The organism is Peribacillus sp. TH14 (assembly GCF_016651145.1).
Lineage (GTDB): Bacteria > Bacillota > Bacilli > Bacillales > DSM-1321 > Peribacillus > Peribacillus butanolivorans.
In genome coordinates this window covers 4,756,328-4,782,182 of record NZ_JAEKEK010000001.1, presented here as the reverse complement: position 1 = coordinate 4,782,182, position 25,855 = coordinate 4,756,328, and the positions used below count along the sequence as shown (strand labels likewise).

Here is a 25,855-nt window from a genome sequence, read left to right as displayed (position 1 = left end):
CTTATTCGAAAGCGCTTCCATACCAAATAAAGAAAAGGCAGTCAATGAACTCATAGATATACTAGGTTGCAGACGCCGGATTCTGTTGAGGTTTTTCATAAAAAAACTGATTAACTGATGAAGGAATAGCGGCCAGAAAGTTCACAATTTTGCTTGAATAAATTTCTTTTTCATCAAAATAATCTTCTATAATCCCTGAGCACGCATGTTCAATCATTTCCTCCAGTAACTCAGGGATTTCACGGTAAGCACCCCCTCCCCCGGCAGCTTCCACTTCGTAAAAATACATGCAGGACGATAGGATTTGATTGAGGGCATTGAATCTTACCTCTCAATTAGCTGAGTGACAACCGCTTGATTCATTAATTGTTGAACCAGTTGATGAATCGCTTTTTTTACCTCTAATTCCTGTCTTCATTAAAAGACACAGCGCTTAAATTGAATTATTTTTTTACTTTCTCGAACCAGGAACTGGCTGTCTCTTTCAATACTACATTCAGTTCTTCAATATTTCTTTTACCTGTATCTTGTAACCAGGCACGTCCTGCTTGTTCTCCATTTATAGCAAATGATGCCACACCATCTTTCCAGGTTGCCCGGCCACATAACACACCGTTAAAGGTAGAACCGGATTCTTTGGCAAATTTCAATGTTTCTTGGAATAGTTTTGCACTTACCCCTGCACTTAAGAAGATAAACGGCAGTTCTGTTGCTTCACTCTGTTCTTTGAAAAGAAATGCAGCTTCTTCTTTACTGTAAACAATTTCGCCTTCCGCATAACCTTCCACAAAGTACATATCTACCGGAACTTCAACTTTCAACACATCAACTTGATATTGAGGTTTGGAGAACTCCTTCATGGCCCTGATCACTTTATTCGGTTTCACTTTTGCGTACTCTTTACTTTTCACATCATTATTTCCAGCATCATAAGAGACTATTTCCAAGAAAAATGGAATATCTTCAGCCGCACACTCGGATCCAACCCGTTCCATATAGACATGCTTATAGTTATTGATTTTCTCTTCTTCATCTACATCATAATAAAGTAAGAATTTGATAGCATCAGCGCCGGCTTCCTTCAAACGTTTTACTGAACATTCCGGTAATAAATCAGGCAACCGGCCCACTTCTGACGCATCGTAACCGGTTTTTTCATAGGCCACTAATAAACCTGCGTTCTTGTCGCGGACCTTTGCTGCCGGTAAACCATATTCTGGGTCCAATAGAATAGCAGTTGCAAGCGGTGTTAATTCCTCAGAAACCAATTCTTTGAAACGGATGATACCTTCATCTCCCACTTGATTTGCATCCCCAGACGCAATCATTTTTTTCAATGAGCCACGTTGATCAATGGCTAATGCTCCAATCACGCCATTTTCATCCGATAAACGTTTAAGAGCTTCTAATTTATTTTTGGTGAGATCTAACATTTGCATTCTCCTATCAATCTATTTTTTCCACTTTTACTAAATCAAAGTACTGTTTAAATTTGTTTATATTAATAAAACCGGTTACGGCTTCCATGGTATTTAACATTCCTGTGGTCATAGCCGTTTTCAGTACAGACTCCACCGTTTGATTTCGGTTCAGTGCCACAGCTAACCCAGCAACGTTCGCATCTCCGGACCCTACAGGATTGACCACATCTATTTTTGGAATCGTAACCTGATAATAATCGTCCCAATGCCTGACAAAGGCGCCTTTATCACCCATGGACACGACAACCCCTTTAAAAATCTCATGGTTTAACATTTGTTTCAAATCGATGATTCCAGCCTCAGCTTCGAAGCCCAACAGCTGAGACAATTCCGCAGTATTCGGCTTGATGGCAAATGGTTTTTTCTCATGTATCAAGACTTGTTATAACGATTCCCCTGACGAATCAACTATCACGGGCTTTCCCTTATTACGACTGATTTCAACCATTTTACGGTAATAGTGAGTTGGTAACCCTTTCGGTAAAATTCCTGAAATCGTAACAAGTGAAGCGGTTGTAAGCAGGCATTCGAATTTTTCTAAAAAAGCTGTCCCTTCTTCTTTGGATAACGTCGGTCCAGATTCTAAAATCTCTGTTTGCATTCCCTCATGAATAATAGCGATACAATTTCTTGATTCATTTTTGATTTTCAAAAAGTCATTGGGAATATTACTTTTATTTAATTCCTGAACAATGTAATCACCAATCGTTCCGCCTAACACACCTGTCGACAAGACCTCTTCTTCCATCTGTGCGATCACTCGGGCAACATTCAAGCCTTTTCCACCAGCCCTTTTTCGTACCGTTTCTACCCGGTTGACATCGTCAAACTTGAATCGATCAACCGGATAATAAATATCGGCCGATGGGTTCATTGTTACAGCTAAAATCATCGAAATACTCTTTCTGGTTGTGTTTAGGTTTGATAACGACAAACACCATTCATGTAAGTCGCGATTAAATCAGCTCAGGATTAAACACAATATAGTCAGCAATTTTTCCCACATTCATTATCGAACTGAACACTCTTAGCAAGTGCAGTACATGCCATATAAATGGTTTCTGCGGCAGTGGCAATACCTCATTGCTGATCCATCGGGTCTATTTTCTTAATAAATATCGAATTCTCCATCTTTAATTTCCAGAAAACCAGGAACTACCACCTTCAAGAAAAACTTATCTGCGAAAATAAATGTTGACATGCTTCTTTCCCTTTATTCTATAAAACTACTTAAGCGTTCAAGTACATTCTATTTACTCATATTCGTATACGGTTACGCCTTTAACTACACGATTAACCGTTCCGGTCGGTGAAGGTGTATCCGGTTTATTACCGACTTTTACGGAAGCTAGTAGTGAGACAGTTTGCCCAATCATGACAAAAGGTAATGCCAGGTAAGCATCCGGTACGGATTGAGCATCTCTGCCGAATAAAAACGTGTTCCCAACAAATCTGGTTTTGCCTTCGACTTCAATGGCACAAATGTAGTTGGCAATGTTATCTCGCTGCAATTCATTTAACATATCCAAATCATATTGACGTGTATAAGGATGATTGGAAACAAAAACAAAAACCAACGCCTTTTCATTGACAAATGATTTAGGACCGTGTCGGAATCCCAATGGCGAATCAAATGCGGTAACAATTTTACCAGCTGTTAGCTCTAATACCTTTAACTGCGATTCTCTAGCTAAGCCTTCTAAACTTCCTGAGCCCAGATAAATGATCCGTTCAAAATCACGATCGATGATTTTTTGGATATCCTTTTCTCTACGAATAACACTTTCACCCATTTGGCGAATCGTTTGGACAATTGACCCTTTTTCCTCCAATGGAAGCGGATCAAAAACGAGTAATGTTGTTAGCGCCATGCATGAGTAGCTTCCGGTCATAGCAAATCCTTGATCATTGGCTCTTTCGGGCATCAATAACAAAAGATTGTGTTCATCACCTTTTGCCCTTATCGCTAACTCGCCATCATTTGCACAAGTAATCGTTAACTGGTAGAAGTTCGTTACGATTTGTTCAGCTAATTTTACGGCAGCCACACTTTCGGGGCTATTGCCACTTCGAGCAAATGAAACCAACAAGGTTGGGAAATTTGCTTTTAAAAATTCATAGGGGTTAGACACCAAATGGGTAGTCGGTACACTCAGCAATTCCCACTTTTTTTCATCCACTTTTCCTTTTAAATAAGGTGTGACCGTATCACCGACATAGGCAGAAGTTCCAGCACCTGTAAAAATGACACGAATTCGTTCATGTTGCTCAGCCAGTTTTTGCAAAAATGCTTGAATCTCTACGTGTTTCTTTGTATACAATGAATAGGTTTCATCCCATAAAACAGGTTGTTGCTTGATTTCCTCTGTTGTAATCGATGCACCTAACGATACTAATTTTTCTTTATCAAGTGTAAACATCTCCGACACTCCTCTTTTTTTATAATCTCTCGAATACTCGCAATCCTGCACCAACGACGCCATTGTCTTGCTTCAATGTGCTGATGCTCATTTGGCCTAAAATATGGTGTTGTTCAGGTAATTGGTAGCTTTTTAGCTTTTCTTTCATTAACTTAAGCAGAAAAGGATTGTTTACGATGACACTGCCTCCGAAAACCATTCTATGTGGATCCAATAAACAGGAAATCGTATAAAGTCCTTGAGCTAAGTTGTCAGTTACTTCTTCAATGATGGGTAGATATTCCCCAGTCCCATTTGCATAGCCTGCAAAGACTTCTTTAGTGGAAATTTTTTCAACTTGCAATTCCTTTTCTGCCAACTTTTCGATGGCAGGTCCAGCAGCCACTTTTTCCAATCGCTTATTTCCCTTATTGTCTGCCTTCGAAAGTACCGGTATCAACCCAAGTTCCCCGGCGAATCCGGCCCCCCTGAAAAATGAACCATTTTGAATGATGGAACATGAGATTCCGGTACTAATAGTCACATAGACAAATGTCTCATTCCGCTTTACCTGAGCAGCCTTCCACTCGGCAAATGCCGCCATATAGACATCATTGTCAATACTAATCTGCTCGAGTCCGAATTGCTCCCGTAAACGAGCAGTGATGGGGAACTGTTTCCACGGTAAATTATTTTGAAAAATAGCGATGCCATTTTCACAATCCACTTTACCTGGTACACCCACACCGATGCCCTCTATGTCAGCTAAGGAAAAAGATGATTTTTCAAGAACTTGTTCCACCGCTTCTATGACTCTAGCAAACATATTTTCCCGGTCTGAAGGATCACTTTTTACATCCTCGCGCTTTAGCAATTCTCCCGATTCCGTAATGATACCCGCTGCAATTTTTGTCCCTCCAATGTCAATGCCGATTGCCTTTTTCATTTTCCTGCACCTCTTATTCCTATCCATCGTCTACTTTGTGAACAAGCGATTCTCAACACTTCATAAACTTTTTCCCACTTCCACAAAGAAAATAGTCAATTCTTTCAGACTTTTTATATCCTCTTTACATAGTTGGGTTGTTGGTACAAGTTATATTTAATAAAAACTCATAGCCAAAATACTATGAGTTTTTTAAAACGTAAATTCAGTATAAAAGTGTCTACAATAAGCCTGCCTTCCAAAAACCATACTTACCATCTATACTTATTTATTTTATACCATCACTACTTGTTGGGTCAACCCAACATATTGCAATATTCTAGAAATATTTTAGATTTAGTTTAAAAGTTAGCCCTATTGAAGCATGTATATTTTTCTATTTATTTTCCGCCTGTTACTGCAATTCCTTCAATAAATTGTTTTTGCAAGATGATAAATAAAATCAGCATTGGCATTATCGCTAAAAAGGAGCCTGCCATAAGTATAGGATAGTTTGTTAAATATTGACCTTGGAGCGATGACAATCCGACAGAAAGTGTCATTGCTTCAGGAGAACTATTCACAATCATTGGCCACATCAATTCATTCCAGCTCCAAAGAGTAGTGAAAATACCCAAAGCAATCAAACCAGGTTTGGCGAGGGGAAGCATTATTTTCCAATAAATTTGGAAATGGTTACAGCCATCAAGTCTGGCTGCCTCTTCTAGTTCTTTTGGAAGCCCCATAAAGAATTGCCTTAGCAGGAACGTACCGAATGCACTAAACAGACCTGGGACTATTACCGCCTGTAATGTGTTTAACCAGCCAAGTTCCACCATAATCATATATTGCGGGAGTAAAAACACTTGGCCTGGTACCATTAATACCGATAAAGCTAACATAAACAGAATATTCCTGCCTGGAAATTCAATCCGAGCGAATGCATAGGCGGCTAACGAACACAAAAATAGCTGCCCTGCTGTCCGGACGACCGTAATTATAAAGGTATTAAACATAAATTTGAAAAAGGGCAGAAGTCCAAAAACCTCTATATAGTTCCCCCATTGGAAATCCTTCGGAATTATAACAGGCGGAACATGAATAGACTCAGCATAAGTTTTTAATGAGGTTAAGATCATCCATAAAAAAGGCATGACCATTGCCACAGATCCAACAATAAGGACGAAATGGATAAAGAATGTCTTACTTGTTACAAACTGTCTCGTTCTTTCCAATGGTTCTCCCTCCTTTAGTCATAATGAACCCATTTTTTCTGTAAGACCATTTGGATTGCAGTGATAATCAGGATTACTATTAATAATAGAACAGCGATTGCTGCTGCATATCCCTTATCGTTTAAAACGAAAGCGTGCTGATAGAATAAATAAACAACCGATTGTGTGCTTTCCAAGGCTGTACTACTTTTTCCAATCATCATGAAAATTAAATCAAACACCTGAAAAGCTCCAATTAAAGAAGTGATGCTTACAAAGAAAATAACAGGAGAGAGCAGTGGCAGTGTAATTTTAAAGAACACACTGATTGGACCCGCTCCATCCATTTCCGCTGCTTCATAATAGGACTTTGGAATTCCTTGTAGTCCGGAAAGGAAAATGACCATGTTATAACCAATTCCACTCCAGATTGCTACCACAATAATCGAATATAAGGCAATTTTCGGATCACTTACCCACTGTGGACCCTTGATCCCAAATAAAGACAAAAGATAGTTTAGCAGTCCGTAATCAGAATTATAAAGCCATTTCCAAACCATTGCGATGGCAGCAGGCATAGTAATTACGGGTAAGAAATATAATGTGCGATAAACGGATTTCCCTTTAATTTTCTGATTCAGGAGTACCGCTATTAGAATAGATAAGAAAATCCCAATTGGAACAGTAAAAATAATATAAATCCCCGTATTCTTAAACGATTTTATAAGGTTAGCATCCTCGAGCATCCGCTTATAGTTATCTAATCCCGTCCACTCATAATGACCAAATGCTCCCCATTCAGTGAAACTAAAGTAAAAGGTCTGAATGATAGGCCACAGGTAAAAAATGAACAAGCCTAACATGGTAGGAGCAATCATGACATAAGCCCAAAAGAAGTCTGAACTTTTCCTTGTCTTCGTTAAGTTAGAAACCTTAAGTTTTGTATTCGTTTTCACTTCAACCTGTAGAGGATGTTCCTTCACTGTATTCACTCCTTTTAAGGAAAGAAGAGAAGAAACATCTTCTCTTCTTCATTTTTCTATTTCTTAGATAGCGCCTCATTTGCCTTTTCTGTTAACTCTTTTACGGCATCTTCTACACTTTCTTCTTCGCTCCAAACCTTTTTAAGAACGTCCGTTTCATACTGCCATATTTCTCCTGTGCTTTTCACACTAGGCAGTGGAACAGAATAATCAACACCTTCAATAAAGGCTTGAAGATTAATATTTGGAACGGCTTGTATCCAAGCATCTTGTGTACCATTATAAGCTGGGATAACCGTCCCTGTTTTCGCAAATATCTCTGCTGCTTCTTTAGAGCCTAGGAACTGGACAAACTTCCATGCAGCATCTTTATGCTTTGTGTTAGCCGCAATAACATTGGCTAGCCCATGAATAGCAACCGCGCGCTGTTTTCCTTTTGGTACTACAGCAACATTTATATCAGGATTATTCTTATACTCTTGTACCATCCAAGGACCATCAAACATCATAGCTACTTTTCCTGAAGAGAATAATTCAGAAGCGGCTGTTTCTGTCATTTGAGCTTGTGTTGGAGATAATCCCTCCTTAATGAAACTAATATTATAATTAAGTGCATCAATGGCCTCCGGTTGATCAAAACCTACGGACTTGCCATCGTCAGAAATAATATAACCGCCATTTTGCCAAATGAAATCATAATAGCCACCTTGGTTACCCATTAATGCAGCATAGCCCCAAATACTTTTATCTTTATCTGTCAGTTTTTTAGCGACTTCCTTTAACTTATTCCAATCCCAAGTGTCATCTGGATATGGCACACCTGCTTCATCAAAAATTTTTTTGTTATACCATAAGCCTGTTGTATCAAAGTCTTTTGGAATACCAAATATTTCTCCTTTAACAGTATAAAGATCAATCAAAGATTTCGGATAATTATCTAAGCTAAGGTTTTCTTTTTTTGCAAGGTTAGTAAGTGGGAGGATTACCTTTCCTTCTGCATATTGGTCAACATGGGCACCATTCATCCACATAACATCTGGCAACGCCGCGCCAGTTGCAGCAGTTTCAAGTTTTTGGAAATACTGACCATAAGGAGTAATTTCCGTTTTCACTTTAATGTTCGGATATTTTTCGTTAAATAATTTGATAACTTCATCTATGGCAGTGACTTGCTTCTTATCCCAAAATCCATAAGTAATTTCAACCTTTCCGTCCCCTGATGCAGTGTCATCCTTACTACATCCGGCTAATCCTATTAATCCTAAAATTGCGGTTAAAAGCATTATTAGCCATTTTTTCATCATGTTACCCTTCTTTCAAATAAAGTTTAGTAGATTTCTAACAAAATACTCCTAGAACATGAATGGTTTTATGACAAGTTCCCCCATGATAGCCCTTACATTTATTTCATCCATTAAAACTTTTACTACTACATAACTGAGAAATAAGACGAATGCTGATTTGTATAACGCTTACCACCTCCACTAAATAAAATAGTCTCGGGAAATAATTTTTTTAATTTTTTAAAATACTTTAGTCATAAGACGATGGCTTTATTGTGTCAACCAGAACCCGGGATGTGAACAAACTTTCTTTATATTGAATTTACACTCCAAAGAAGATGGGAGATGGTACTTTTCTCTTAATATAGGGAACATTTATCTCTTGGTATTTTCTTCTAAACTATTAGAATAATCGTCAATATTAATGGATTGACCCTGTTTTAACCTTGACTCTTCAGCGACAAATGCCATTAGGTGACTTCTTACTGAAGCGAATGCGGAAGAAACGCTATCTTGTTTATTTCCATTTTGAATTTCTCTCAAGAAAGTTCTAATGATGCTGTTATCTCCACCACCATGTCCACCAATGGGATTGTCAAATTTTATTACCGTTTCATGCTTGGTAAGAAAATTAAAGATCGAAATACTATTTTCCTCCATATTTCCACGTATTTCTCCTTTTGTTCCCATTATTTGAACAATACGTGTTTGCTCCTTTGTGAATCCGCACATACTAAACGTCGCTGTTGCTCCACCCTCGAATTCCATATTTACAACTTGATGATCCACCACATTATTATCTGAGCGATATACGCATTTTCCAAATGGAGTTTCATTTAATGCTTTTATGATTCCTTCATTCGTATAGTCTTCTGTAAATTTCCTTGCCCATCCTTTTCCTTCACCAAGATAATACCTTCCAGCATGAAATGGACATTCATGTTCAACAGGACAGCCGTCTAAACATCTCTTCGGCGCTCCAATTGGTGCATTATCTTCCTTAAAATGCATAAGCGAACCATATGAACTGACACGTTTACACGCCTTGCCTATCACAAAAGAAATAATATCCATATCATGACATGATTTTTGCAGAATCATCGGACTTGTTCTTTCTTTATTATTCCAATTACCACGAACAAAGCTATGCGACATATGCATCACTTCTACATTTTCATTTAATTGAAGAGATACTACCTCTCCAATTTCCCCTTTGGAAATAACCTTTTTAATCGTTGCCCAAAATTCTGTATACCTCAATACATGGCATATTGTAAGATGTCGATTATACTTTTGGGCTGCTTTTTCCATCGCTATGCATTCCATTGGATCTGGGGACATAGGTTTTTCCAACAGAACATGATAACCCAGTTCCAATGCTTTCATGGTCGGTTTAAAGTGATTGCGATCAAGTGTACATATAATAGCAATATCTGCAATTTTTCTTTCTAGATTGAAAACATCTTCCCACGACTCATAACAATTTTCATTGGAAATATTATGTTCTAGTTGAAATTTAGTTCTTCTTTCTTTACACGGCTCAGCCACACCTGTGATCTTTAATTCATTAGGATAATCTAAGGCATAAGGTGCATAAGCTCTTACCCCTCTGTCACCTGCTCCGATAATTATTGCTGTCATTTGTTTCATGGTATACTCCCCTATCTTCCATTTTCCGAATGTTTTCCTGATTTACTCCAAACGTTTTCCAACAAGTTTCAAAAAAAGAACCGCTTAGGTTCGTTTAATGTTAGATGATTCCCGAAGGACTAATTCAAATGGCAATATGATTTTTATCGGAAGTTTAATTTTCCCTTCTACCATTTCCATAATGGTTTTAGCTGCAATTCTTCCCATTTCATATTTAGGGATTTCTACCGTCGACAGCTGTGGAGACGAATATTTGCCCATTTCAATATTATCGACCCCAAAGAAAGCGATATCCTCTGGAATTCTAAGTTTATTCTCTCTGACAGCTCTCATGGCAGGGATGGCCATCAAGTCACTCGCGCAAACCATTGCTGTTGGCAAATGCAATGGATCTCTTTTAATCAAACTTTTCATTTCCTCATAGCTAGTTTCCATTTTCCACTGTGTATTCTTTACCCATTCAGGTTGGATAGCTAGTCCGGCTTCTTCCATGGCATGTTGAAAACCTTTAAAACGATGTTCAGCATACATATCTTCAAAAGTTTCATTAACACCTCCACCAATAAACCCTATGTCCTTGTGACCTTGCTTAACCAAATACTGAACCACCATTTTAATAGATGCCTCGCGATCGTAGTCTACGATTGCTATATTTTTATCTGTATAAAAAAGTCCAATCCTAATAGAGGTATATTTTGTTGAATATATTCGATAATGCTATCATTAATCTTATCGATAAGAAGCAGTCCTTCAATCCCCGAATCATGTATAGTTTTAAGAAGTAGTGCCTCGTTTTCAAGTTCATCCCTGGTAATACTAATCAAGTTGTAATCATTAATTGTTAATTCATCACGAATACCTGTATAAATATTTGCAAAGTAAGGGTTAATTTCCGCTTGTTTTGGATTGGCTACCCATCCAATTTTCATTGTTCTTATGTTACTCTTTTCTTGCTTGTTAGCAACTAAATTTCGAGCATGCCGATTTGGTATATACCCTAACTCCTTAACAGCCTCCCAAATTTTCGCTTTTGTTTCCTGGTTAACATTTCGAGTCTGATCATTTTGAATTACTCTCGAAACAGTAGAAATAGAAACGCCTACATGTTCTGCAATATCCTTTAATCTTGTCACTAATAAAACACCTCTTAATTATGTACTTAAGCGCTTTCTTAAATAGGATAACAAATTTTTATCCTATTTAAGTAATACTTTTTGAATTTTTATAATGTTTTTAAGAGTAGTTTTACTTCGTTCAGCATACTCCTTTTCACTTAATAGTTAATGGGTTGTAGGTTCAACATTGATTAAAAAAAGTTTCCAAGCTCCGAGTTATTGACAGAAAATTATAACTAATACAAATATATACTCCTGCATGTTAACCTGTCAACCCAACAACTAAAAAAATAAAAAAACAAAATTTGATTCCTTTATACTGTAATATACTATTTTCTCGTATCTTTCATGTTAGCGGGTTTTGGGTATGAGTTGAACTAAAAAAACTCATAGACACAATGCTATGAGTGATTCAACCTTTACGTTAGTTCGGTGTAAAAGCGGCAGCGATCGCCCCGTACAATGGATATACAAAATTCAACAGGCATTCCATTGATATCATAGGCTGTTCGTTCAAGCAACAGTGCCGGACGGCCTTCTTCCGTTTGAAGGTACTCACTTTCTTCAGCACGAATGAGGACGGGTTCAAATGCCTCTTTTGCTTTGGTTACTACGATATTAAATTGTTGTGAAAATAAATCATATAATGAAATTTCGCCAACTTTTTTAAGTTGATCCGTATCAGAAACTACGTTTTTCGGAATGAACGATGATTCCAAAATATACGGCTCATCGTTGGCACAACGAAGGCGCTTCATTTCAATGACATTCTCATCTTCTCCAAGCAGCAACGCTTCCCTGATTTTTGCAGTTGGTTTAACTTCCTCTATTTTTAGAATGATATCTGTGGGGTTCATTCCTTTTTCTTTTAATACTTTGCTAAAGCTGTAAAACCCCATCAATGACTGTTGCAATTTTGGTTTTGCCACGAATGTACCTTTTCCTTGAATTCGGTAAAGGATGCCTTCCTGTACTAGTTCCTCAATTGCTTTTTTTGCTGTGTTCCGGCTCACACCGAATTGGTCCATTAATTGATTTTCAGATGGGATTTTATCACCAAGCGTCCAATTCCCCTCTTCAATAGAACCCTTCAGCCTCTCCATTAATTGGTGATAAAGTGGAATTACACTTTCGTGCTGCAGTGGTTTCATTAAAATAAGCCTACCTTCCATCCATACTTACATTCTTTTAACAAATTATATCATCGGCACTTATAGTGTCAACCCAACAAGTACAGATGGCTAAGGAATTGGATCTTCATTAAGCAGATATTTGAAGAGAAACAACGATAATCTTATCTGGATTGCAACCCAACTTATTATTAATCCTGATAGCCCTTTTTACAGCATCGGGCCTCTTATTGGTAAGAGAAATAAAGAAAAGCATATCACACTACAAAACATCCATAATTTTTTAAAATTATTGACAAGAAAGTTAGATTTAGCTGAATTACACTAAGAAAAAAATTTTATATATTTCACTCTATTACTTTAATGATATAAAAAATATATTGCCTAACCAATGGAGCGATTACAAAAAATATAGACTAACTCATATAGTTTGTTTAAATGCTCTATCCATCGCTGGAAATCACATTATTTCAGACAACTATAATTTTTCATCTAATCAATTGAACAATACTGAAATTTCTAAGAGTTTAACCAATATTCAAAACATTGATTGGTCAAGTGAAGGAAGTTTAAAATATTTGAAAGGAGTAAGTGGCTCTAATCTCTTAGCAGCAGATATAATTACCTCATTTAAAAATTAATTGTTAAAGGTTGGTTTGATATGGAATTACCATTAATGAACTATAGGCCCGCTTGAAAGCATTCCGAACACTTGCCCGTTATGGGGGTTACTCGTAAGGTTAATCAGCTCACTAAAAAAAGAACAAACCCTGTAAAAGGAAGAGAGGGTACCCCAAGGGAGTGACCTCACTATTATGTGGGGCTCTGACCCTTTGGGATAGCCTCTCATTCTTAAACAGTTTTACTTAGTTTCAGATTCATTTTTGCCCATATCTTCAGCTAATTGTTCAAATGATCTGACCTTACCATGTGGAATCTGCGATTGTTTACGATCTTTCCATTGGCGTTCTTGTTGTCGCTTAGATTGAGTCATCTAAATAAGCTCCTTTACATAAAGTTCAGTAAACATACTCGGTGCAGGCATCATTTATCATGAGTCGAGTCTGGCAACTATTAATTAATGCACGCCTTTCCACTCACCTTGATTTTTCGATGCTTTTTCTTTTTTTGCTTTATTTTTATATGCTTGATTAGCGTTTGCAACTGAACTGGAACTTATTATTCACTTTGTTTTTTACCCGAATTACAATCCACCTTCCCATGCAACAATTCAACCACAACAAAAGTGTAAGTGAAAACCTCGCGTTTCTACATTTCTGGATACAAGTAAAAAACACTAGTATTTAAATTTCGGATTAATCCTCCTGAATAGTTTCACATAATAGGAATCTGGTTTGCCATGCCACTCACCCCCTTTCATACTCTATATAAGCTTAAACGGGATGAAGTAGCATGGTCTTGAAATTTTTCAGGGTAACTCGTCAATCCAATAAGATCGAGAAATTCCTTTTACTTTTATTATTGAAATATAGATCAGATTTGAATAGGACATAAAAAAAGCCGCCCATCATTTGAGCGACTCTTTATTAGTAATTGTAGTTTTGGCTTTCAGTGTAAATAAGGGGCTTCTGGACTTACCACCCGTCAAGTAGGGAGTTCAATCTCTCCTCTAAAAAGCAACCGGCAGGGAGATTAACCCCTGTGAGCTCAGCATGAAGTGCCAGTTGACGTTCTCCCGAGGGACGCTGAGCTGCAGGTTAGGCATGCGTCTCAGTAGGGTCGAAAACGCAACGTCTCCTTCCACACGGGCTAGTGGCGCTCCCAAACACATATGGATGCCATGTCCAAAGGCGAGATGACGCTTGATTGCGCGCGTAATATCAAGTCCCTCTGGGTCCGTAAACTGGAGCTCATCTCGATTCGTTGATTTCAATACGGGAATAACCATATCTCCCTGTTTGATTTGCTGTCCTGCGAGCACAATATCTTCAATAGCAAAACGCGGTCCTGCGATTGTGGATGGCCCATTGAAACGCAGCAGTTCTTCCACGGCTGCAGGAACCAGATTGAGGTCGGCTTTTAGCTTCTCCAGTTGCTCGGGATGATCCAGCAACATCAAAGTGCCCGTTGCAATCAGATTCGAGGTTGTCTCATGACCAGCAAAGATCAATAGTGAGATCATCGAGATTAGTTCTGCTTCGTCGAGTCGATCTCCCTCCTCTTCGATAGAAACCAACTGGCTGATTAAGTCATCAGCAGGATGCTGGCGTTTGTCGGCCACAAGCTGCACGATGTATTCCCCAAAGGCTTGAATCTGCTCTGCGACCCCGGGATCTTGCCTTCCTAGGCCCAGACCGTGCGCGATGGCCTCAGACCAGACCCGAATCTGTGCCTGGTCTGCTTGAGGCACCCCAAGCATGTCAGAAATGACGTTGATCGGTAAGGGATAGGCATAGTCCTTGACAAGGTCCATCTCTCCTTTATCTTGTACCTGGTCAAGTAATTCTTCAGCAATTTTCTGAACGCGAGGGCGTAAGCTTTCCATATATTTGGGCGTAAAGGCTTTGGATACCAACCTGCGCAACCGTCGATGATCGGGTTCATCAACAGAAAGCATGGATTTTGCGTTAAGGAAGGTAGGGGGAGCAGATGGATCAGCAATGTTCTGCCTGATATCACTGTTACCATTGATGGAGCCCCCGTCTACAGTAAAGTGGGCATGATCTTTTAACACCTGCATTGCTTCTTCCATACGCGTGACCATCCATGTTTGGCCATATATCCCACCGATCGGGGACGGGATAGGAATAACGGCTCCCATTGTCCGCATCTTGGCGAATATCGGAAATGGGTTTTCAACACTTTTACCACTAAATACGTCCAATATAGATTTATCTGGTAAGTTTTGATCTAGATTTTCCATAACAACCTTCCTTTCTCCTTGTGCCCTTTATGGGTGTGATCTGTTTCTTTAAATATTGTCCTAAGCTCTCTGTTAACCTAAATACTATTTTCAAAAACCAACAGGATGATAATCTTTAGTGTTTATTTAACACCCCCTTAGAGTACAACTAGGATATTTTTATGCTTATTTTATATAGTTGATTTGCCTTCTAAATTCTTGCTGGCTTCTTTAAAGTTATTGTTTTTTCTTCCGAAGCGTTCTTAACACGTCTTATAAAGAAAGAAAGCAATAAACTAAAAATTCCGATGATAAGAATAACAAAATATGCGTCATTTATCCCCTGAATGGAAGCTTCCATAATCATATGTTTTTGTGTTTCACCCTGTGCTCCTCCCGTGGCTAAGTCCTGAAGATGATTCTTTGTACTGTTTGTCATTACTGTCACAAGTAGTGCAGTACCTATTGCGCCTGCTACTTGTCTGATAGTGTTGGAAATAGCTGTGCCATGTGCATAAAGACTGGATGGTAATTGATTTAAACCTGCAGTCTGTATAGGCATAAGGAACATAGCCATCCCAATACGACGAACTGTAGACATCAGAACGAGAAACGTATAGCTAGTCGAGTCCGTCAAATCTATAAAGCCTACGGTTGAGATGATAATAATTGCTATCCCTATAATAGTAAGCCATTTGGCTCCAAATCGGTCGAAGAGCTTTCCAACTGCAGGACTTAGCAACCCCATTAGGAGTGCCCCTGGAAGCATCAGTATACCTGACTCCAATGCAGTAAAACCGCGGGCATTTTGAAGGTATAGAGGAAGCAGCATCATATCTGCATACATCATCATGGTGACACCTATACTTATAAGGGTAGTCAAGGTAAACATATTGTATTTAAAGGCTCTAAGATTCAGTAGCGGATTTTTGGAGATCAGTTGCCGCCAAGTAAACAGGACAAGGGCCAGGATTCCTACAACTAGAGAAACAACTACCTCTGCACTTGACCAACCAGCATTGCCGGCTTCGCTGAAGCCGTACATCAAAGCACCAAATCCGATGGTTGAAAGGGCTATACTAATAAAGTCTACCTTGGAAATGACAGGTTCTGATACATTTTTCAGATAAATAAAACCGCAGATGATAACAATAATAGTAAATGGAATCATGCCATAAAACATGGCTTTCCAAGAAAATGTCTCAAGAACATAACCGGTAAGTGTTGGTCCAATTGCAGGCGCAAAAATAATCGCTAACCCGACGTAACCCATAGCAGATCCTCTCTTCTCTGGAGGGAAAAGGGATAACACAACATTCATGAGTAAAGGCATAATAATGCCAGCACCGGCTGCTTGAATCAGCCGCCCAGTCAGAAGTACAGGGAAATTGGTTGCGACTGCAGAAACAATCGTTCCGGCTAGAAAAATAATCATCGAAGTTTGGAACAATTGACGAGTGGAAAATCTCTGGATTAAAAAGGCGGTGATGGGAATTAAAACGCCATTCACCAACATATAACCTGTTGTAAGCCACTGAGCTGTTGAAGCTTTAATATTAAAATCATTCATTAATTCCGGAATGGCAACGCTCATGATTGTTTGATTAAACGTGGCAAGGAAAGCACCTATTATCAACACAAACATGATTGGTCCCTTTCTGATAGAATTTTTGATTGTTGCATTCTTACTCAATTTCATACATCCTCTCGGGTCTATCGTGGATTAAATTTACACTGTGTTGTATAATTTACAATGTATAAATGAGATTATAAGTACAATTTATAATGTTTTCAAGCTACAAAATTCCAAAAAGTGTATATTAATATACAAAAATAAGGTTTATGTTGTTTATCGAGAAGAAATACGACGTAACACTATGAAGTGTAGCTTACTATTTGATGAGAAAGGAAAGAGGCTATGATGGAAAAGAAACAGCTTCACACAGACCCTCGCATACTCCGTACAAGACAATTAATTAAAGATGCATTTGTTGAATTACTTAAGGAACTGGATCTCCAAAAAATAACGGTTAATCGATTGGCAGAGAGAGCAACCATCAATCGTGTTACCTTTTATCTACATTATCGTGATATTCCAGATATGTTGGAAAAGATGGCAGACGATATGATTGATGACATTTCAACGATTTTTAGTAATACACCAACGGACCAGACATCCTCTGATGAGATTAGTTGGAAAATAGTCGAAAATTTACTTGAGCATATAGCTGAACATTCGAATTTTTATAAAAACCTTCTGGCTTCTAAGAAAGTCCCAATCTTTAGAGAACGTCTAACAATGTTTTTAAGGGAGAGGATAGTTACTAAGATAGAGGAGAACGGAAGGTCATCCCATATTCTAACTGAAATTGTAAAAGAAGAAATTTTGATATGGTATGAAACTTCAGCTTTAATAGGGACAATCATTTCGTGGCTTCAAAATGATATGCCATATACACCAACTTTTCTAGCGAAACAATTCTCTTTGCTTCACCAAAGGAGGATAAATGTAGAAAGTTAATCATTTATAAAGTGTACCTAGTGTAGATATACTGAACCTTCGCTCACTGCATTATGGTTTCTAACTCTTGTAAATCTAATAGATTACGCCATAAAAAACTTGAAAGAATTCCAGAAGGTTTTCCAAAAATCAACTGGCTTATTTTTAGTGGGCTTTAGTATAAAAACAGGAATAAAAATCCTTTAACAACACATCTAAAATGTGTTTCCGTTCAGAAAACTGAACGGTTTTTTTCTTTAATTTCATCATTTAACTCTCCGTGTAACAAACTTTCTTCTTCGTGTCACCTACCCCTTTAGTTCCATAAGAAACTCCTATGGCGGCGCTCCTCGCCGCCACCATCTACCACGAAAACCTGCTCTTTACCCAAAATAAAGTCTAACCCATTAAGCCCTTGACAATAATGGATGATAACAATACAACCAGGCTGAACTTTTTTGGTGGATCTTAAGGAAGATACCCTGTATAAGAAACTGGTTGTGACAGTATTGAAGAACCATTTAGTGTACTACAAGTACGTATACAAAAATTTTTGTAACAAATCTCCTGTCATATGTATTGTTAATCTTTTATTGAGGTGATTCTCCTATGGAAGCAATGATTGAACGGTGTGCTGGCCTAGATGTACACCAAGAAACAGTAGTAGCCTGTGTATTATTTGGTCCATTAGATAAAAAGCCAAAAACCTCTATTGAAACGTTTTCAACTACAACAACGGGACTCTTGGCTTTAAGTGATTGGTTAACTACCCTTCAGGTATCCGATGTTGTGATGGAAAGTACCGGAGTCTACTGGAAACCAATATGGAATATTCTCGAAGATTCTTTTCACCTTGTTCTTGCCAATGCCAGGCATGTCAAAAATGTTCCAGGGCGTAAAACTGATGTGAAAGATGCCGAATGGCTTGCCAAGCTTCTAAGATGCGGACTTATTGAAAGCAATTTTGTTCCACCGGAGGATATTCGTGATTTACGGGATCTTACTCGTTATCGAAAAAAATTGATTCATCATCGCACATCCGAGCAGAATCGCATTCACAAAATTCTTCAAGATGCTAATATCAAGCTAACATCCGTACTATCAGACATTTTTGGTGTATCGGGACGCCGTATCCTTGAAGCGATTCTAAACGGTGAAAAAATAGAGACCGATGGTCTTCGAAAAATGGTGGATTGGCGAACAAAAGCTAGTATTACGGACATTGCCAGTGCAATTAATGGACGTATTCGCCGTCATCATCGTGATATGTTGCGTTACCATTGGGAGCATATGAGTTATTTAGAAAAAGCCATAGAAGAATTGGAAAAACAAATCGATCAACTCCTGTCCCCCTATCGTAAGGAAGTAGAATTATTGGATGGAATACCTGGTGTGAACAAAGGCTGCCGCGACTACTTTTATTGCAGAGATGGGCGTGGATATGTCCGTATTTAAGTCAGCTAAACATCTTGCCTCTTGGGCTGGTGTGAGTCCTGGAAATTACGAAAGTGCTGGTAAAAAAAACGAGTAAAACCACACAAGGTAACAAAGCTTTGAAAACGATGGCTGTAGAATGTGTACTAGCGACATCAAGACAAAATAATCGAATTGCTTCACATCGAAAAAGGATTACCAAACGGCAGGGAAAAATGAAGGGACGAATCGCTTCTGCTCATTTACTACTAACGATTGCTTACAACATCTTAAAAACAGGGGAACCCTATCAAGAACTAGGCTCAAATTATCTTGAAGAAAAACAAAATAACAAAGAATTAAAAATGATCGAATACCTAAAAAAGAAAGGCTATACAATCGATCCATCTGAACAACAAACTGCATAACCAGTTAAAATAACGACATAGTACATTTACGTCCTTCAAAAAAATTAGAATATGGTGGGCTTATTTAAGTATGGCCTTTCACTAAAGTGTTTTCATACAAAAAAGCTGCCTTAAAGACAGCTTCGATCTTTAGCTTCCGCACGTGTTAGTTTAAGTACATTTTTCGCAATCTTAAGTGGAGTAAAAATTCGGAGATTTTTTTTCCCAAAAAAAAGATGGTCTTTTTTAACTAAATTAGCACCCGTTAGTCAAAAAATGATTTTTTATCACGGAAAGGAAAGCCAAATGTCCATTCGGCTGTTCCTCCTTCAGAATGAACTACAGCAATAGAACGTACATCATCTGTCGGCGAGACCCTATTGATGCTACACATTTTCTGAGGTCTTTCGTTTCATTAAAATCTCATTTTCGTACATATCTCCCTAATCTCCCATGAGGTAGATAATAGGTTTTAATGTTTCCCCAAAAGCAGTAAGAGAATATTCGACTTTTGGAGGAATCTCTCGATATATTTCACGATATACAATACCATCTTGTTCCAATTCCCGAAGTTGTAATGTTAACATACGTTTTGTGGTATAGGGCATAAGTTTCCCTAACTCGTTAAAACGTTTAGGTCCGGAAATTAAGTTATATAATATGATCCCTTTCCATTTGCCGCCTATCACATCTACTGTAATTGCAACAGGGCAAGCTGTGGTATCAGGACACTTTTCTGTTTTAAAGTCCTTCATAGTAACACCCCAATTTTTTTAAGTATCAAATTGTATACTATATTACAAATTTTATCCTATTCCACAAAATTGTGCGTACTTTTAAATTTATAATATATAAAGTATCATTGATTTTACAAGTGAAGACTAAATATTCTCTCTTTTTGGACTATTCACCATTAAAGATGTTTTGTAAAAAAATCCGATGAAAATGTCACTAACTAGCACAGCAGTGGATTGGAACAAGATCATCTCATAACACATGAAGGAATCATTTTTATGATCGTTTCGAAGGGAGGGTAAGAAATTGGGATTGTTTTCGGGGATATTATTTACCATTTTATAGGCATCTGGAGCTGTTTCTGTTAAATTTGGTCTTCTGTCATCCCCTCCATTTACCAATGGAACCATCCGGTTTCTTTTAACAGATAATTTACAATTTAATAAATCACCTAGACATAGATTAGTGAAGAAGCTTGGATCATAAAGGTCAAAGGGAAAGTAAAAGTAGGTTTATATTAGCTTTATTCTTAGCACATACCATCATCCTGACCATGAATAGGTAATGAGACATTTTCCTATTTTTAGAAAAAAAAGGAGTGACTAAAATGAAATCACAAATTATTCAATCTTTTGGTGAACCATCCGTATTTCAATATAAAGAGATTTCAAAACCTGAACTGAAACCTGGACATGTACTTATTCAAGTAAAGGCTACAAGTGTAAATCCTATTGATACGAAAGTTCGTGCTGGTGCAGTTCCAGCCGTTGCACCCGAGTTTCCAGCAGTATTACACGGAGATGTGTCAGGGGTGGTATCTGCAGTGGGTGAAGGAGTAACCGATTTTAAAATTGGCGATGAAGTGTTTGGATGCGCGGGTGGATTTAGAGGCACTGGCGGTGCACTTGCAGAGTTTATGCTTGCAGATGCCGATTTACTTGCTCATAAGCCGAAAAATTTGACGATGGAAGAAGCCGCAGCTTTACCATTAGTTTCCATCACCGCTTGGGAAGCATTATTTAATCGTGCAAGGCTTATACCTGGACAAAATATATTGATCCATGGGGCCACCGGAGGTGTAGGACACATCGCCATTCAACTAGCCAAATGGGGAGGAGCAACAGTCTATACAGCTGCCTCTTCGCAAGAGAAACTGGAGATTGGCACGCGCCTTGGTGCTGATATAACTATTAATTATCGAGAAGAAAACGTTCATGACTATGTACAAAAATATACAAACGGAAAAGGATTTGACGTCGTGTTTGACACGGTAGGGGGTGAAAACCTTGATCGCTCTTTTGAGGCGGCAGCGGTACATGGAACGGTAACAGCCATTGCTACTCGTTCGACTCATGACCTCTCCCCCGTGCATTCAAAGGGACTTTCTCTTCATGTTACCTTTATGTTGTTGAAGATATTAAACAAGGACATGCATAAACATTATGGAGAAATTTTGATGAAGGTTGCTAGGATGGTTGAGGAAGGGAAACTGCGTCCGCTTTTGGATTCAAACATTTTTACGTTTGATGAAGTCTCAAAAGCCCATGAGTACATGGAGTCAGGCAAGGCGATAGGAAAAATTGTTTTGAAAAATAGCTGGTAATATTATTGCAAATTTGAAATGCCTCAACAATTTTACGTTCATTTAAAAGTAGATGGTCAATAGAATCTCTATAAGATTCTCGATGTACCGTCTGCTTTTATTTTTAATTACCGTAAAAACCAACAGGGCCTAGTAATAGAAATATCGGCAACTTTAAGATCATTTGAAACCACTACTACTCTTTAAATAAAAGTTTTTGTCAATTTCTTTTCGGTTACATCCTCTTGTTCTTCATTCCAAAAATCATACTTTATACCTCAAGAATTACATTTCTTAATGAACTAACCTGCCCCGTTTGTTCATTAAGAAAAAAGGCCACCAAATGTCAGCCCCGGATCTCAACTAACGCACTAGTCAGTTTAAGAATTTTCTATTTCGAATTGATGTAATAAACCAGATTATCAGTCCATTCACCAAATCTATTTTATTTAATTTTTGCATATAACGTGGAACGTGGAACTCCTGTAGCTTTTACAATGTCATTCACACTCATTCCGTTTGTTTCACGTTCATTATATAGCTGAATAGCTCGTTTTAAAGTCTTTTCATCTTGTCCTGCTCTTCCCATATGCTTCCCTTGCCTTTTTGCTCTCTCCCGGCCTTCTGTAGTTCTTTCTACAATCAAATCACGTTCAAATTGTGCGAATGAACCTTAAATATTAAAAAGCAGTGTTTGTAAGCTATTTCCTTCGTTTGAACCATCAAATTTCATATCCTCTTTTACAAATCTTACATTAACCCCTTTTTCAGCTAATTCATGAACTATCTTATTTAAGTCCATAATAGAATGAGCTAAACGATCTATTTCAGTTACTACTAAAGTATCTCCTTCTCGTGCAAATTCAATAGCTTCATAAAGTTGGGCTCTTTGTTTTGTACTTGTCCCGGTTACTTTTTCAACAAAAAGCTTTTCCCACCCTTCCTTTTCTAATATTTCCAATTGCCTTTCTAAATCCTGGACAGTAGTTGAAACCCTCGCATAACCAATTAACAATATGTATCACCCTTTGTCTAAAAGTCTTAAGTGTTTTATACTAATAATTACAGACTAACGTCTAGACATGAAACAAGAATAAATAAACAAATATGTCATTTTAGGTTTTATTTTGCACTATAAGTAAATATTAAAAGTCCAATTTTTCAGCATTAAAATTGAGAAATTGGACTTTTATCGTTACTACAGAAATGCTCCCGTTTGCTGAAGATCAATAAACTTATATAAACTTGTTTCCTGAATCATTATACCCACAGTTTCCCAAGACTACGTTCTCTCCTTCCAAAGCTTCATTGGATTTTTTTGCCCTTCATTTAATGGCATTTGTATCATCGAAAGTGAGCGTTCTGCTTTTGTTTTTTGTAAATCCTCATATATAATTTTAGATTTCCCTAATCCCACTTCAACCGCATTCTCAACTGAAGCACAATAAAAAACCTTTTCGATTCCAGCAAAGTACATTGCCGTTAGACACATCGGACAAGGCTCCCCACTTGCATACATTGTATAACCTGATAGATCATTCGTTTGTAATTGCTCTTGCGCGCGCCGGATAGCCAGTAATTCCGCATGTCCACTAACATCATAAGTTTTGTGCGACTCATTAACACCTTCAGCTACAACGTTGTTATTTTTCACAAGTACTGCACCAAAAGGTTGTCCACCCTCACGAACATTTTCTACCGCTAGTTCTACTGCTCGTTCCATGAATATATCCATTTCAAAACCTCCATTAATGATTTAAATTAAATACTGTTAATGTAATTATAAGACATTAACAATGGCCTTGCTGAATAATCGTTCACCTATAAACACTATAGTTTTAAAAATTTGAAATTGGGGATACCATTGTCGGAGGAAAAAGTTCAGTTGTCCAGGAATTACTAATTATTTCTTTTCTTGTTAAAGGAAAACAAAAAGGGAACGGAGAAACCCATTCCCTTTTTGACTAGATGCTAATCTTTTTTGACGTTTTTTATTTTATTGAATTTTGGTTTAAGATCACCTTTATAAGATTCATGCTCAACGTAAACGTTTATGTCTTTACCATTTTTGCTTTTATAGAAATTAGGCTTTTTTCGTTGCTCCATTAAATGGCCCTTTAATGGAATAGCGTGACTAACGTTTTAACGACAAAGAGAGGGTACCCCAAGGGAGAGACCTCACTATTATGTGGGGATCTGAACCTTTGGGATAGCCTCTCATTCTTAAACAGTTTTACTTAGTTTCAGATTCATTTTTGCCCATATCTTCAGCTAATTGTTCAAATGATCTGACCTTACCATGTGGATTCTGCGATTGCTTACGATCTTTCCATTGGCGTTCTTGTTGTCGCTTAGATTGAGTCATCTAAATAAGCTCCTTTACTTAAAGTTCAGTAAACAGTTTGAAGCATGATAAGCCTCCACCCTTTGTACTCGGTGCAGGTATCACTTATCATAAGTCGAGTCTGGCAAGTATTAATTAATGCATGCCTTTCCACTCACCTTGATTTTTAGAAGCTTTTTCTTTTTTTGCTTTATTTTTATGTGCTTGATTAGCGTTTGCACTGCCAAATTCTTGAGAGAATTCTGAATCAGCTTTGCTTGAATCAAATCCTTGTTTGTTCTTTTGGTCTGCATCATTTTTCTTTGTTCGTTTTGCCATGGATACCCCTCCTTCTTATCTTTAGTATGAGATCAGAAAGAAGAAATATACCCCGAATTAAAACCGATAGTAACTTGAATCTGTCATGTAATTCGGTTAAAAAACAAAGTGAATAATAAGTTCCAGTTCGGTTATTTTATAAGTTATTACCTACAATGTTGCCGTTTGTACATAAGATGTTTGAAATTAACTTAACACCAGAATTTCTTGACTTGGATTTCTACGAAACAATGGATACCCTAATGCACGAGATGGTTCACTTGTATAATCGGATACATGATGTTCAAGACGTTAGCATGAGTGGGACATATAAGGAATCCAAACTCATTTCCACTGCCAAAGTGTCAATCGTTGCCTGTATTAATAAGTTGCTTCATTGGATTTACGCTTTATTAAAGAGAAAAGAAACTTTCCTAGATTTAGCCTGATTAACGGTTTTGTGTAACAGAGGGAAATCCTTCCAAAAGGATTCTGGAGGGTTATTTGACATGGCCAAATAGTATATCATAAGGGAAATGAAAATTTTAGAGAAAGATATTGACATCCTATTAGCTGGTTTAGTTCTAAAAGGAATAACAAGGAGTGAGGTTTTCCTTCTGTATTCTATCTCATTTCTTGTTCAACAATCCTCCCCCGATAGTTGATAAAAGAAAAAGCTGCCTTAAAGGCAGCTCGGATCTTAAACTAACGCACCGTTAAGTTTAATAATAAGCAATCCCCGAAGTCGTCAGCTATAAAAGCAAATTCTTGCTCAACAACAGCAATAGATAGCCCTCCTTTTTTTGGATAACTATCGCCTCTGTTGAACCTTTACACCCTTAATCAAAAGCCAGAATGCTAATGAAAGCTCTCCAATCACACCGGGTACGGCTACAACCAGTAAGAATATCGTTTTGTAGTCGGTGTAGTTGGGTAGAAGAAAATGTGCAAAACTATCTATTAAATATCCAGCAGATGCAATGACCAAGAAGAACCCAATCATTCTTGGTATGTAGCCTCCTGACTTGATTATTAAATAACCAACGACAAACAAATGAAATCCAAAAAATACTAATCCAATAATCCATCCATTGTTAAAAGCATCGATTAGTAACATCACCTGAGCTTGGAACTGATCTGTTGTGAATACCGTCAAATATTCAGTACCACTTAGAAGTTGTAAAACATTCAAAAAATTATGCAAAGCGATACCAAAAATGGCGGTGTATACCAATCTAAACCACGCGGCGAGCATCGCAAGATTCTTATTAACGGGTTTGAGTAGAACATACAGTGCCCATGCTAACAGCACATCAAGAATAAGCACGATGACAAAGCTAATAAATCCACTTCTAAATAACATCTCATTAGTTATGATGTTATTAGCAGTTGTTGCTGCATCATCCGATATAATAAGACCATTAAAAACAGAAAAGTTAGAAAACATAGCAAGGATAGCCATAAGTAGAAGCCCGAACCCTGCGACTCTAGAATAATAAAGTGGTGAAGCTTCATTGTTACGGTTTGTCATTTC

Annotated in this window: 27 protein-coding genes and 2 pseudogenes; 7 read left to right on the top strand and 22 right to left on the bottom strand. The window is 37.8% G+C overall.

The genetic code is table 11. The features are described 5' to 3' along the window. Positions 1 to 61 precede the first annotated feature (61 nt). The 12 genes and pseudogenes from JFU50_RS23215 to JFU50_RS31585 form a co-directional block, all read right to left on the bottom strand. Entirely contained in the window at positions 62 to 289 is a 228-nt protein-coding gene (locus JFU50_RS23215; protein WP_201184983.1) for a hypothetical protein, read from the bottom strand. 154 nt (positions 290 to 443) lie between these two features. After that, a complete protein-coding gene (lacD, locus tag JFU50_RS23210; RefSeq protein ID WP_201184986.1) occupies positions 444 to 1,433 on the bottom strand; it encodes a tagatose-bisphosphate aldolase in 990 nt (329 codons plus the stop codon). Between the two features lie 13 nt (positions 1,434 to 1,446). Continuing rightward, positions 1,447 to 2,373: pseudogene (locus JFU50_RS23205) on the bottom strand (hexose kinase). A gap of 361 nt (positions 2,374 to 2,734) precedes the next feature. Beyond that, positions 2,735 to 3,901 (bottom strand): SIS domain-containing protein, encoded by a 1,167-nt coding sequence (gene agaS / locus JFU50_RS23200; RefSeq protein WP_201224330.1) that lies wholly within the window; start codon positions 3,899 to 3,901, stop codon positions 2,735 to 2,737. Between the two features lie 19 nt (positions 3,902 to 3,920). Beyond that, positions 3,921 to 4,826 (bottom strand): ROK family protein, encoded by a 906-nt coding sequence (locus JFU50_RS23195; RefSeq protein WP_201184990.1) that lies wholly within the window; start codon positions 4,824 to 4,826, stop codon positions 3,921 to 3,923. Between the two features lie 380 nt (positions 4,827 to 5,206). Beyond that, positions 5,207 to 5,965, bottom strand: a complete 759-nt coding sequence (locus JFU50_RS23190) for a carbohydrate ABC transporter permease (RefSeq protein ID WP_201187862.1) — start codon at positions 5,963 to 5,965, stop codon at positions 5,207 to 5,209. An 89-nt stretch (positions 5,966 to 6,054) separates the two neighbouring features. Beyond that, a complete protein-coding gene (locus JFU50_RS23185; RefSeq protein ID WP_252433200.1) occupies positions 6,055 to 6,975 on the bottom strand; it encodes a carbohydrate ABC transporter permease in 921 nt (306 codons plus the stop codon). Positions 6,976 to 7,058: 83 nt separating this feature from the next. Further along, complete coding sequence (locus JFU50_RS23180) at positions 7,059 to 8,303, bottom strand: extracellular solute-binding protein (protein WP_201187866.1); 1,245 nt, start codon at positions 8,301 to 8,303, stop codon at positions 7,059 to 7,061. A 357-nt stretch (positions 8,304 to 8,660) separates the two neighbouring features. Further along, complete coding sequence (locus JFU50_RS23175; protein WP_201224329.1) at positions 8,661 to 9,935, bottom strand: Gfo/Idh/MocA family protein; 1,275 nt, start codon at positions 9,933 to 9,935, stop codon at positions 8,661 to 8,663. Positions 9,936 to 10,019: 84 nt separating this feature from the next. Next, positions 10,020 to 10,547 carry a substrate-binding domain-containing protein gene (locus JFU50_RS30975; RefSeq protein ID WP_242486893.1) on the bottom strand — a complete coding sequence of 176 codons (528 nt, stop codon included), beginning with the start codon at positions 10,545 to 10,547 and terminating at the stop codon, positions 10,020 to 10,022. A gap of 35 nt (positions 10,548 to 10,582) precedes the next feature. Further along, positions 10,583 to 11,068, bottom strand: a complete 486-nt coding sequence (locus JFU50_RS30970; RefSeq protein WP_342366304.1) for a LacI family DNA-binding transcriptional regulator — start codon at positions 11,066 to 11,068, stop codon at positions 10,583 to 10,585. A 401-nt stretch (positions 11,069 to 11,469) separates the two neighbouring features. Beyond that, positions 11,470 to 12,201 carry a GntR family transcriptional regulator gene (locus JFU50_RS31585; RefSeq protein WP_201187868.1) on the bottom strand — a complete coding sequence of 244 codons (732 nt, stop codon included), beginning with the start codon at positions 12,199 to 12,201 and terminating at the stop codon, positions 11,470 to 11,472. 359 nt (positions 12,202 to 12,560) lie between these two features. On the opposite strand from JFU50_RS31585, the gene JFU50_RS23160 reads away from it, so the two are divergent. Beyond that, positions 12,561 to 12,821, top strand: a complete 261-nt coding sequence (locus JFU50_RS23160) for a hypothetical protein (protein WP_201224328.1) — start codon at positions 12,561 to 12,563, stop codon at positions 12,819 to 12,821. Positions 12,822 to 13,042: 221 nt separating this feature from the next. Here the strand turns inward: JFU50_RS23160 and JFU50_RS30955 are convergent, their stop codons facing one another. The 3 genes from JFU50_RS30955 to JFU50_RS23150 all read right to left on the bottom strand — a co-directional run bounded on the left by JFU50_RS30955 (position 13,043) and on the right by JFU50_RS23150 (position 16,688). Beyond that, positions 13,043 to 13,174 (bottom strand): DUF6254 family protein, encoded by a 132-nt coding sequence (locus JFU50_RS30955; RefSeq protein WP_242486894.1) that lies wholly within the window; start codon positions 13,172 to 13,174, stop codon positions 13,043 to 13,045. A 636-nt stretch (positions 13,175 to 13,810) separates the two neighbouring features. Beyond that, the gene (locus tag JFU50_RS23155; RefSeq protein WP_201224327.1) at positions 13,811 to 15,064 is read right to left on the bottom strand and encodes a cytochrome P450 family protein; all 1,254 of its coding nucleotides are present in this window, start codon (positions 15,062 to 15,064) and stop codon (positions 13,811 to 13,813) included. A 190-nt stretch (positions 15,065 to 15,254) separates the two neighbouring features. After that, entirely contained in the window at positions 15,255 to 16,688 is a 1,434-nt protein-coding gene (locus JFU50_RS23150; protein ID WP_242489148.1) for a DHA2 family efflux MFS transporter permease subunit, read from the bottom strand. A gap of 276 nt (positions 16,689 to 16,964) precedes the next feature. On the opposite strand from JFU50_RS23150, the gene JFU50_RS23145 reads away from it, so the two are divergent. From JFU50_RS23145 to JFU50_RS30940, 4 genes are all read left to right on the top strand, one after another. Beyond that, a complete protein-coding gene (locus JFU50_RS23145; RefSeq protein WP_201224324.1) occupies positions 16,965 to 17,564 on the top strand; it encodes a TetR/AcrR family transcriptional regulator in 600 nt (199 codons plus the stop codon). 588 nt (positions 17,565 to 18,152) lie between these two features. Next, positions 18,153 to 18,998, top strand: coding sequence for an IS110 family transposase (locus tag JFU50_RS23140; protein ID WP_242489085.1), 846 nt, complete (start codon positions 18,153 to 18,155; stop codon positions 18,996 to 18,998). Then, the gene (locus tag JFU50_RS30945) at positions 18,973 to 19,074 is read left to right on the top strand and encodes a transposase (protein ID WP_342366301.1); all 102 of its coding nucleotides are present in this window, start codon (positions 18,973 to 18,975) and stop codon (positions 19,072 to 19,074) included. Before JFU50_RS23140 ends, JFU50_RS30945 begins: the two co-directional genes overlap by 26 nt. Further along, on the top strand, positions 19,052 to 19,384 hold the full coding sequence (locus JFU50_RS30940; protein WP_231688430.1) for a hypothetical protein: 333 nt from the start codon (positions 19,052 to 19,054) through the stop codon (positions 19,382 to 19,384). Before JFU50_RS30945 ends, JFU50_RS30940 begins: the two co-directional genes overlap by 23 nt. 244 nt (positions 19,385 to 19,628) lie before the next feature. On the opposite strand, the gene JFU50_RS31580 is transcribed toward JFU50_RS30940, so the two are convergent. Beyond that, positions 19,629 to 19,757, bottom strand: a complete 129-nt coding sequence (locus tag JFU50_RS31580) for a hypothetical protein (protein ID WP_274608365.1) — start codon at positions 19,755 to 19,757, stop codon at positions 19,629 to 19,631. A 49-nt stretch (positions 19,758 to 19,806) separates the two neighbouring features. Next, positions 19,807 to 20,118: a winged helix-turn-helix transcriptional regulator gene (locus JFU50_RS23135; RefSeq protein WP_201224322.1), complete on the bottom strand. Its 312-nt coding sequence runs from the start codon at positions 20,116 to 20,118 to the stop codon at positions 19,807 to 19,809. Between the two features lie 587 nt (positions 20,119 to 20,705). Between JFU50_RS23135 and JFU50_RS23125 the strand changes: the two genes are divergently transcribed. Continuing rightward, positions 20,706 to 21,701 carry a zinc-dependent alcohol dehydrogenase family protein gene (locus JFU50_RS23125; protein WP_201224318.1) on the top strand — a complete coding sequence of 332 codons (996 nt, stop codon included), beginning with the start codon at positions 20,706 to 20,708 and terminating at the stop codon, positions 21,699 to 21,701. A gap of 424 nt (positions 21,702 to 22,125) precedes the next feature. Here JFU50_RS23125 and JFU50_RS23120 read toward each other — a convergent pair. The 4 genes and pseudogenes from JFU50_RS23120 to JFU50_RS23110 form a co-directional block, all read right to left on the bottom strand. Then, positions 22,126 to 22,698, bottom strand: a pseudogene (locus JFU50_RS23120) (recombinase family protein). 264 nt (positions 22,699 to 22,962) lie between these two features. Then, positions 22,963 to 23,415, bottom strand: a complete 453-nt coding sequence (locus tag JFU50_RS23115; RefSeq protein ID WP_201224316.1) for a nucleoside deaminase — start codon at positions 23,413 to 23,415, stop codon at positions 22,963 to 22,965. A gap of 498 nt (positions 23,416 to 23,913) precedes the next feature. Continuing rightward, positions 23,914 to 24,045 (bottom strand): DUF6254 family protein, encoded by a 132-nt coding sequence (locus JFU50_RS30935; protein WP_242489083.1) that lies wholly within the window; start codon positions 24,043 to 24,045, stop codon positions 23,914 to 23,916. 114 nt (positions 24,046 to 24,159) lie between these two features. Continuing rightward, entirely contained in the window at positions 24,160 to 24,342 is a 183-nt protein-coding gene (locus tag JFU50_RS23110) for a hypothetical protein (protein ID WP_062185996.1), read from the bottom strand. A gap of 176 nt (positions 24,343 to 24,518) precedes the next feature. On the opposite strand from JFU50_RS23110, the gene JFU50_RS23105 reads away from it, so the two are divergent. After that, the gene (locus JFU50_RS23105; RefSeq protein ID WP_201188172.1) at positions 24,519 to 24,770 is read left to right on the top strand and encodes a hypothetical protein; all 252 of its coding nucleotides are present in this window, start codon (positions 24,519 to 24,521) and stop codon (positions 24,768 to 24,770) included. 362 nt (positions 24,771 to 25,132) lie between these two features. On the opposite strand, the gene JFU50_RS23100 is transcribed toward JFU50_RS23105, so the two are convergent. Beyond that, complete coding sequence (locus tag JFU50_RS23100; protein ID WP_201224315.1) at positions 25,133 to 25,852, bottom strand: DUF4386 domain-containing protein; 720 nt, start codon at positions 25,850 to 25,852, stop codon at positions 25,133 to 25,135. Positions 25,853 to 25,855: the final 3 nt, after the last annotated feature.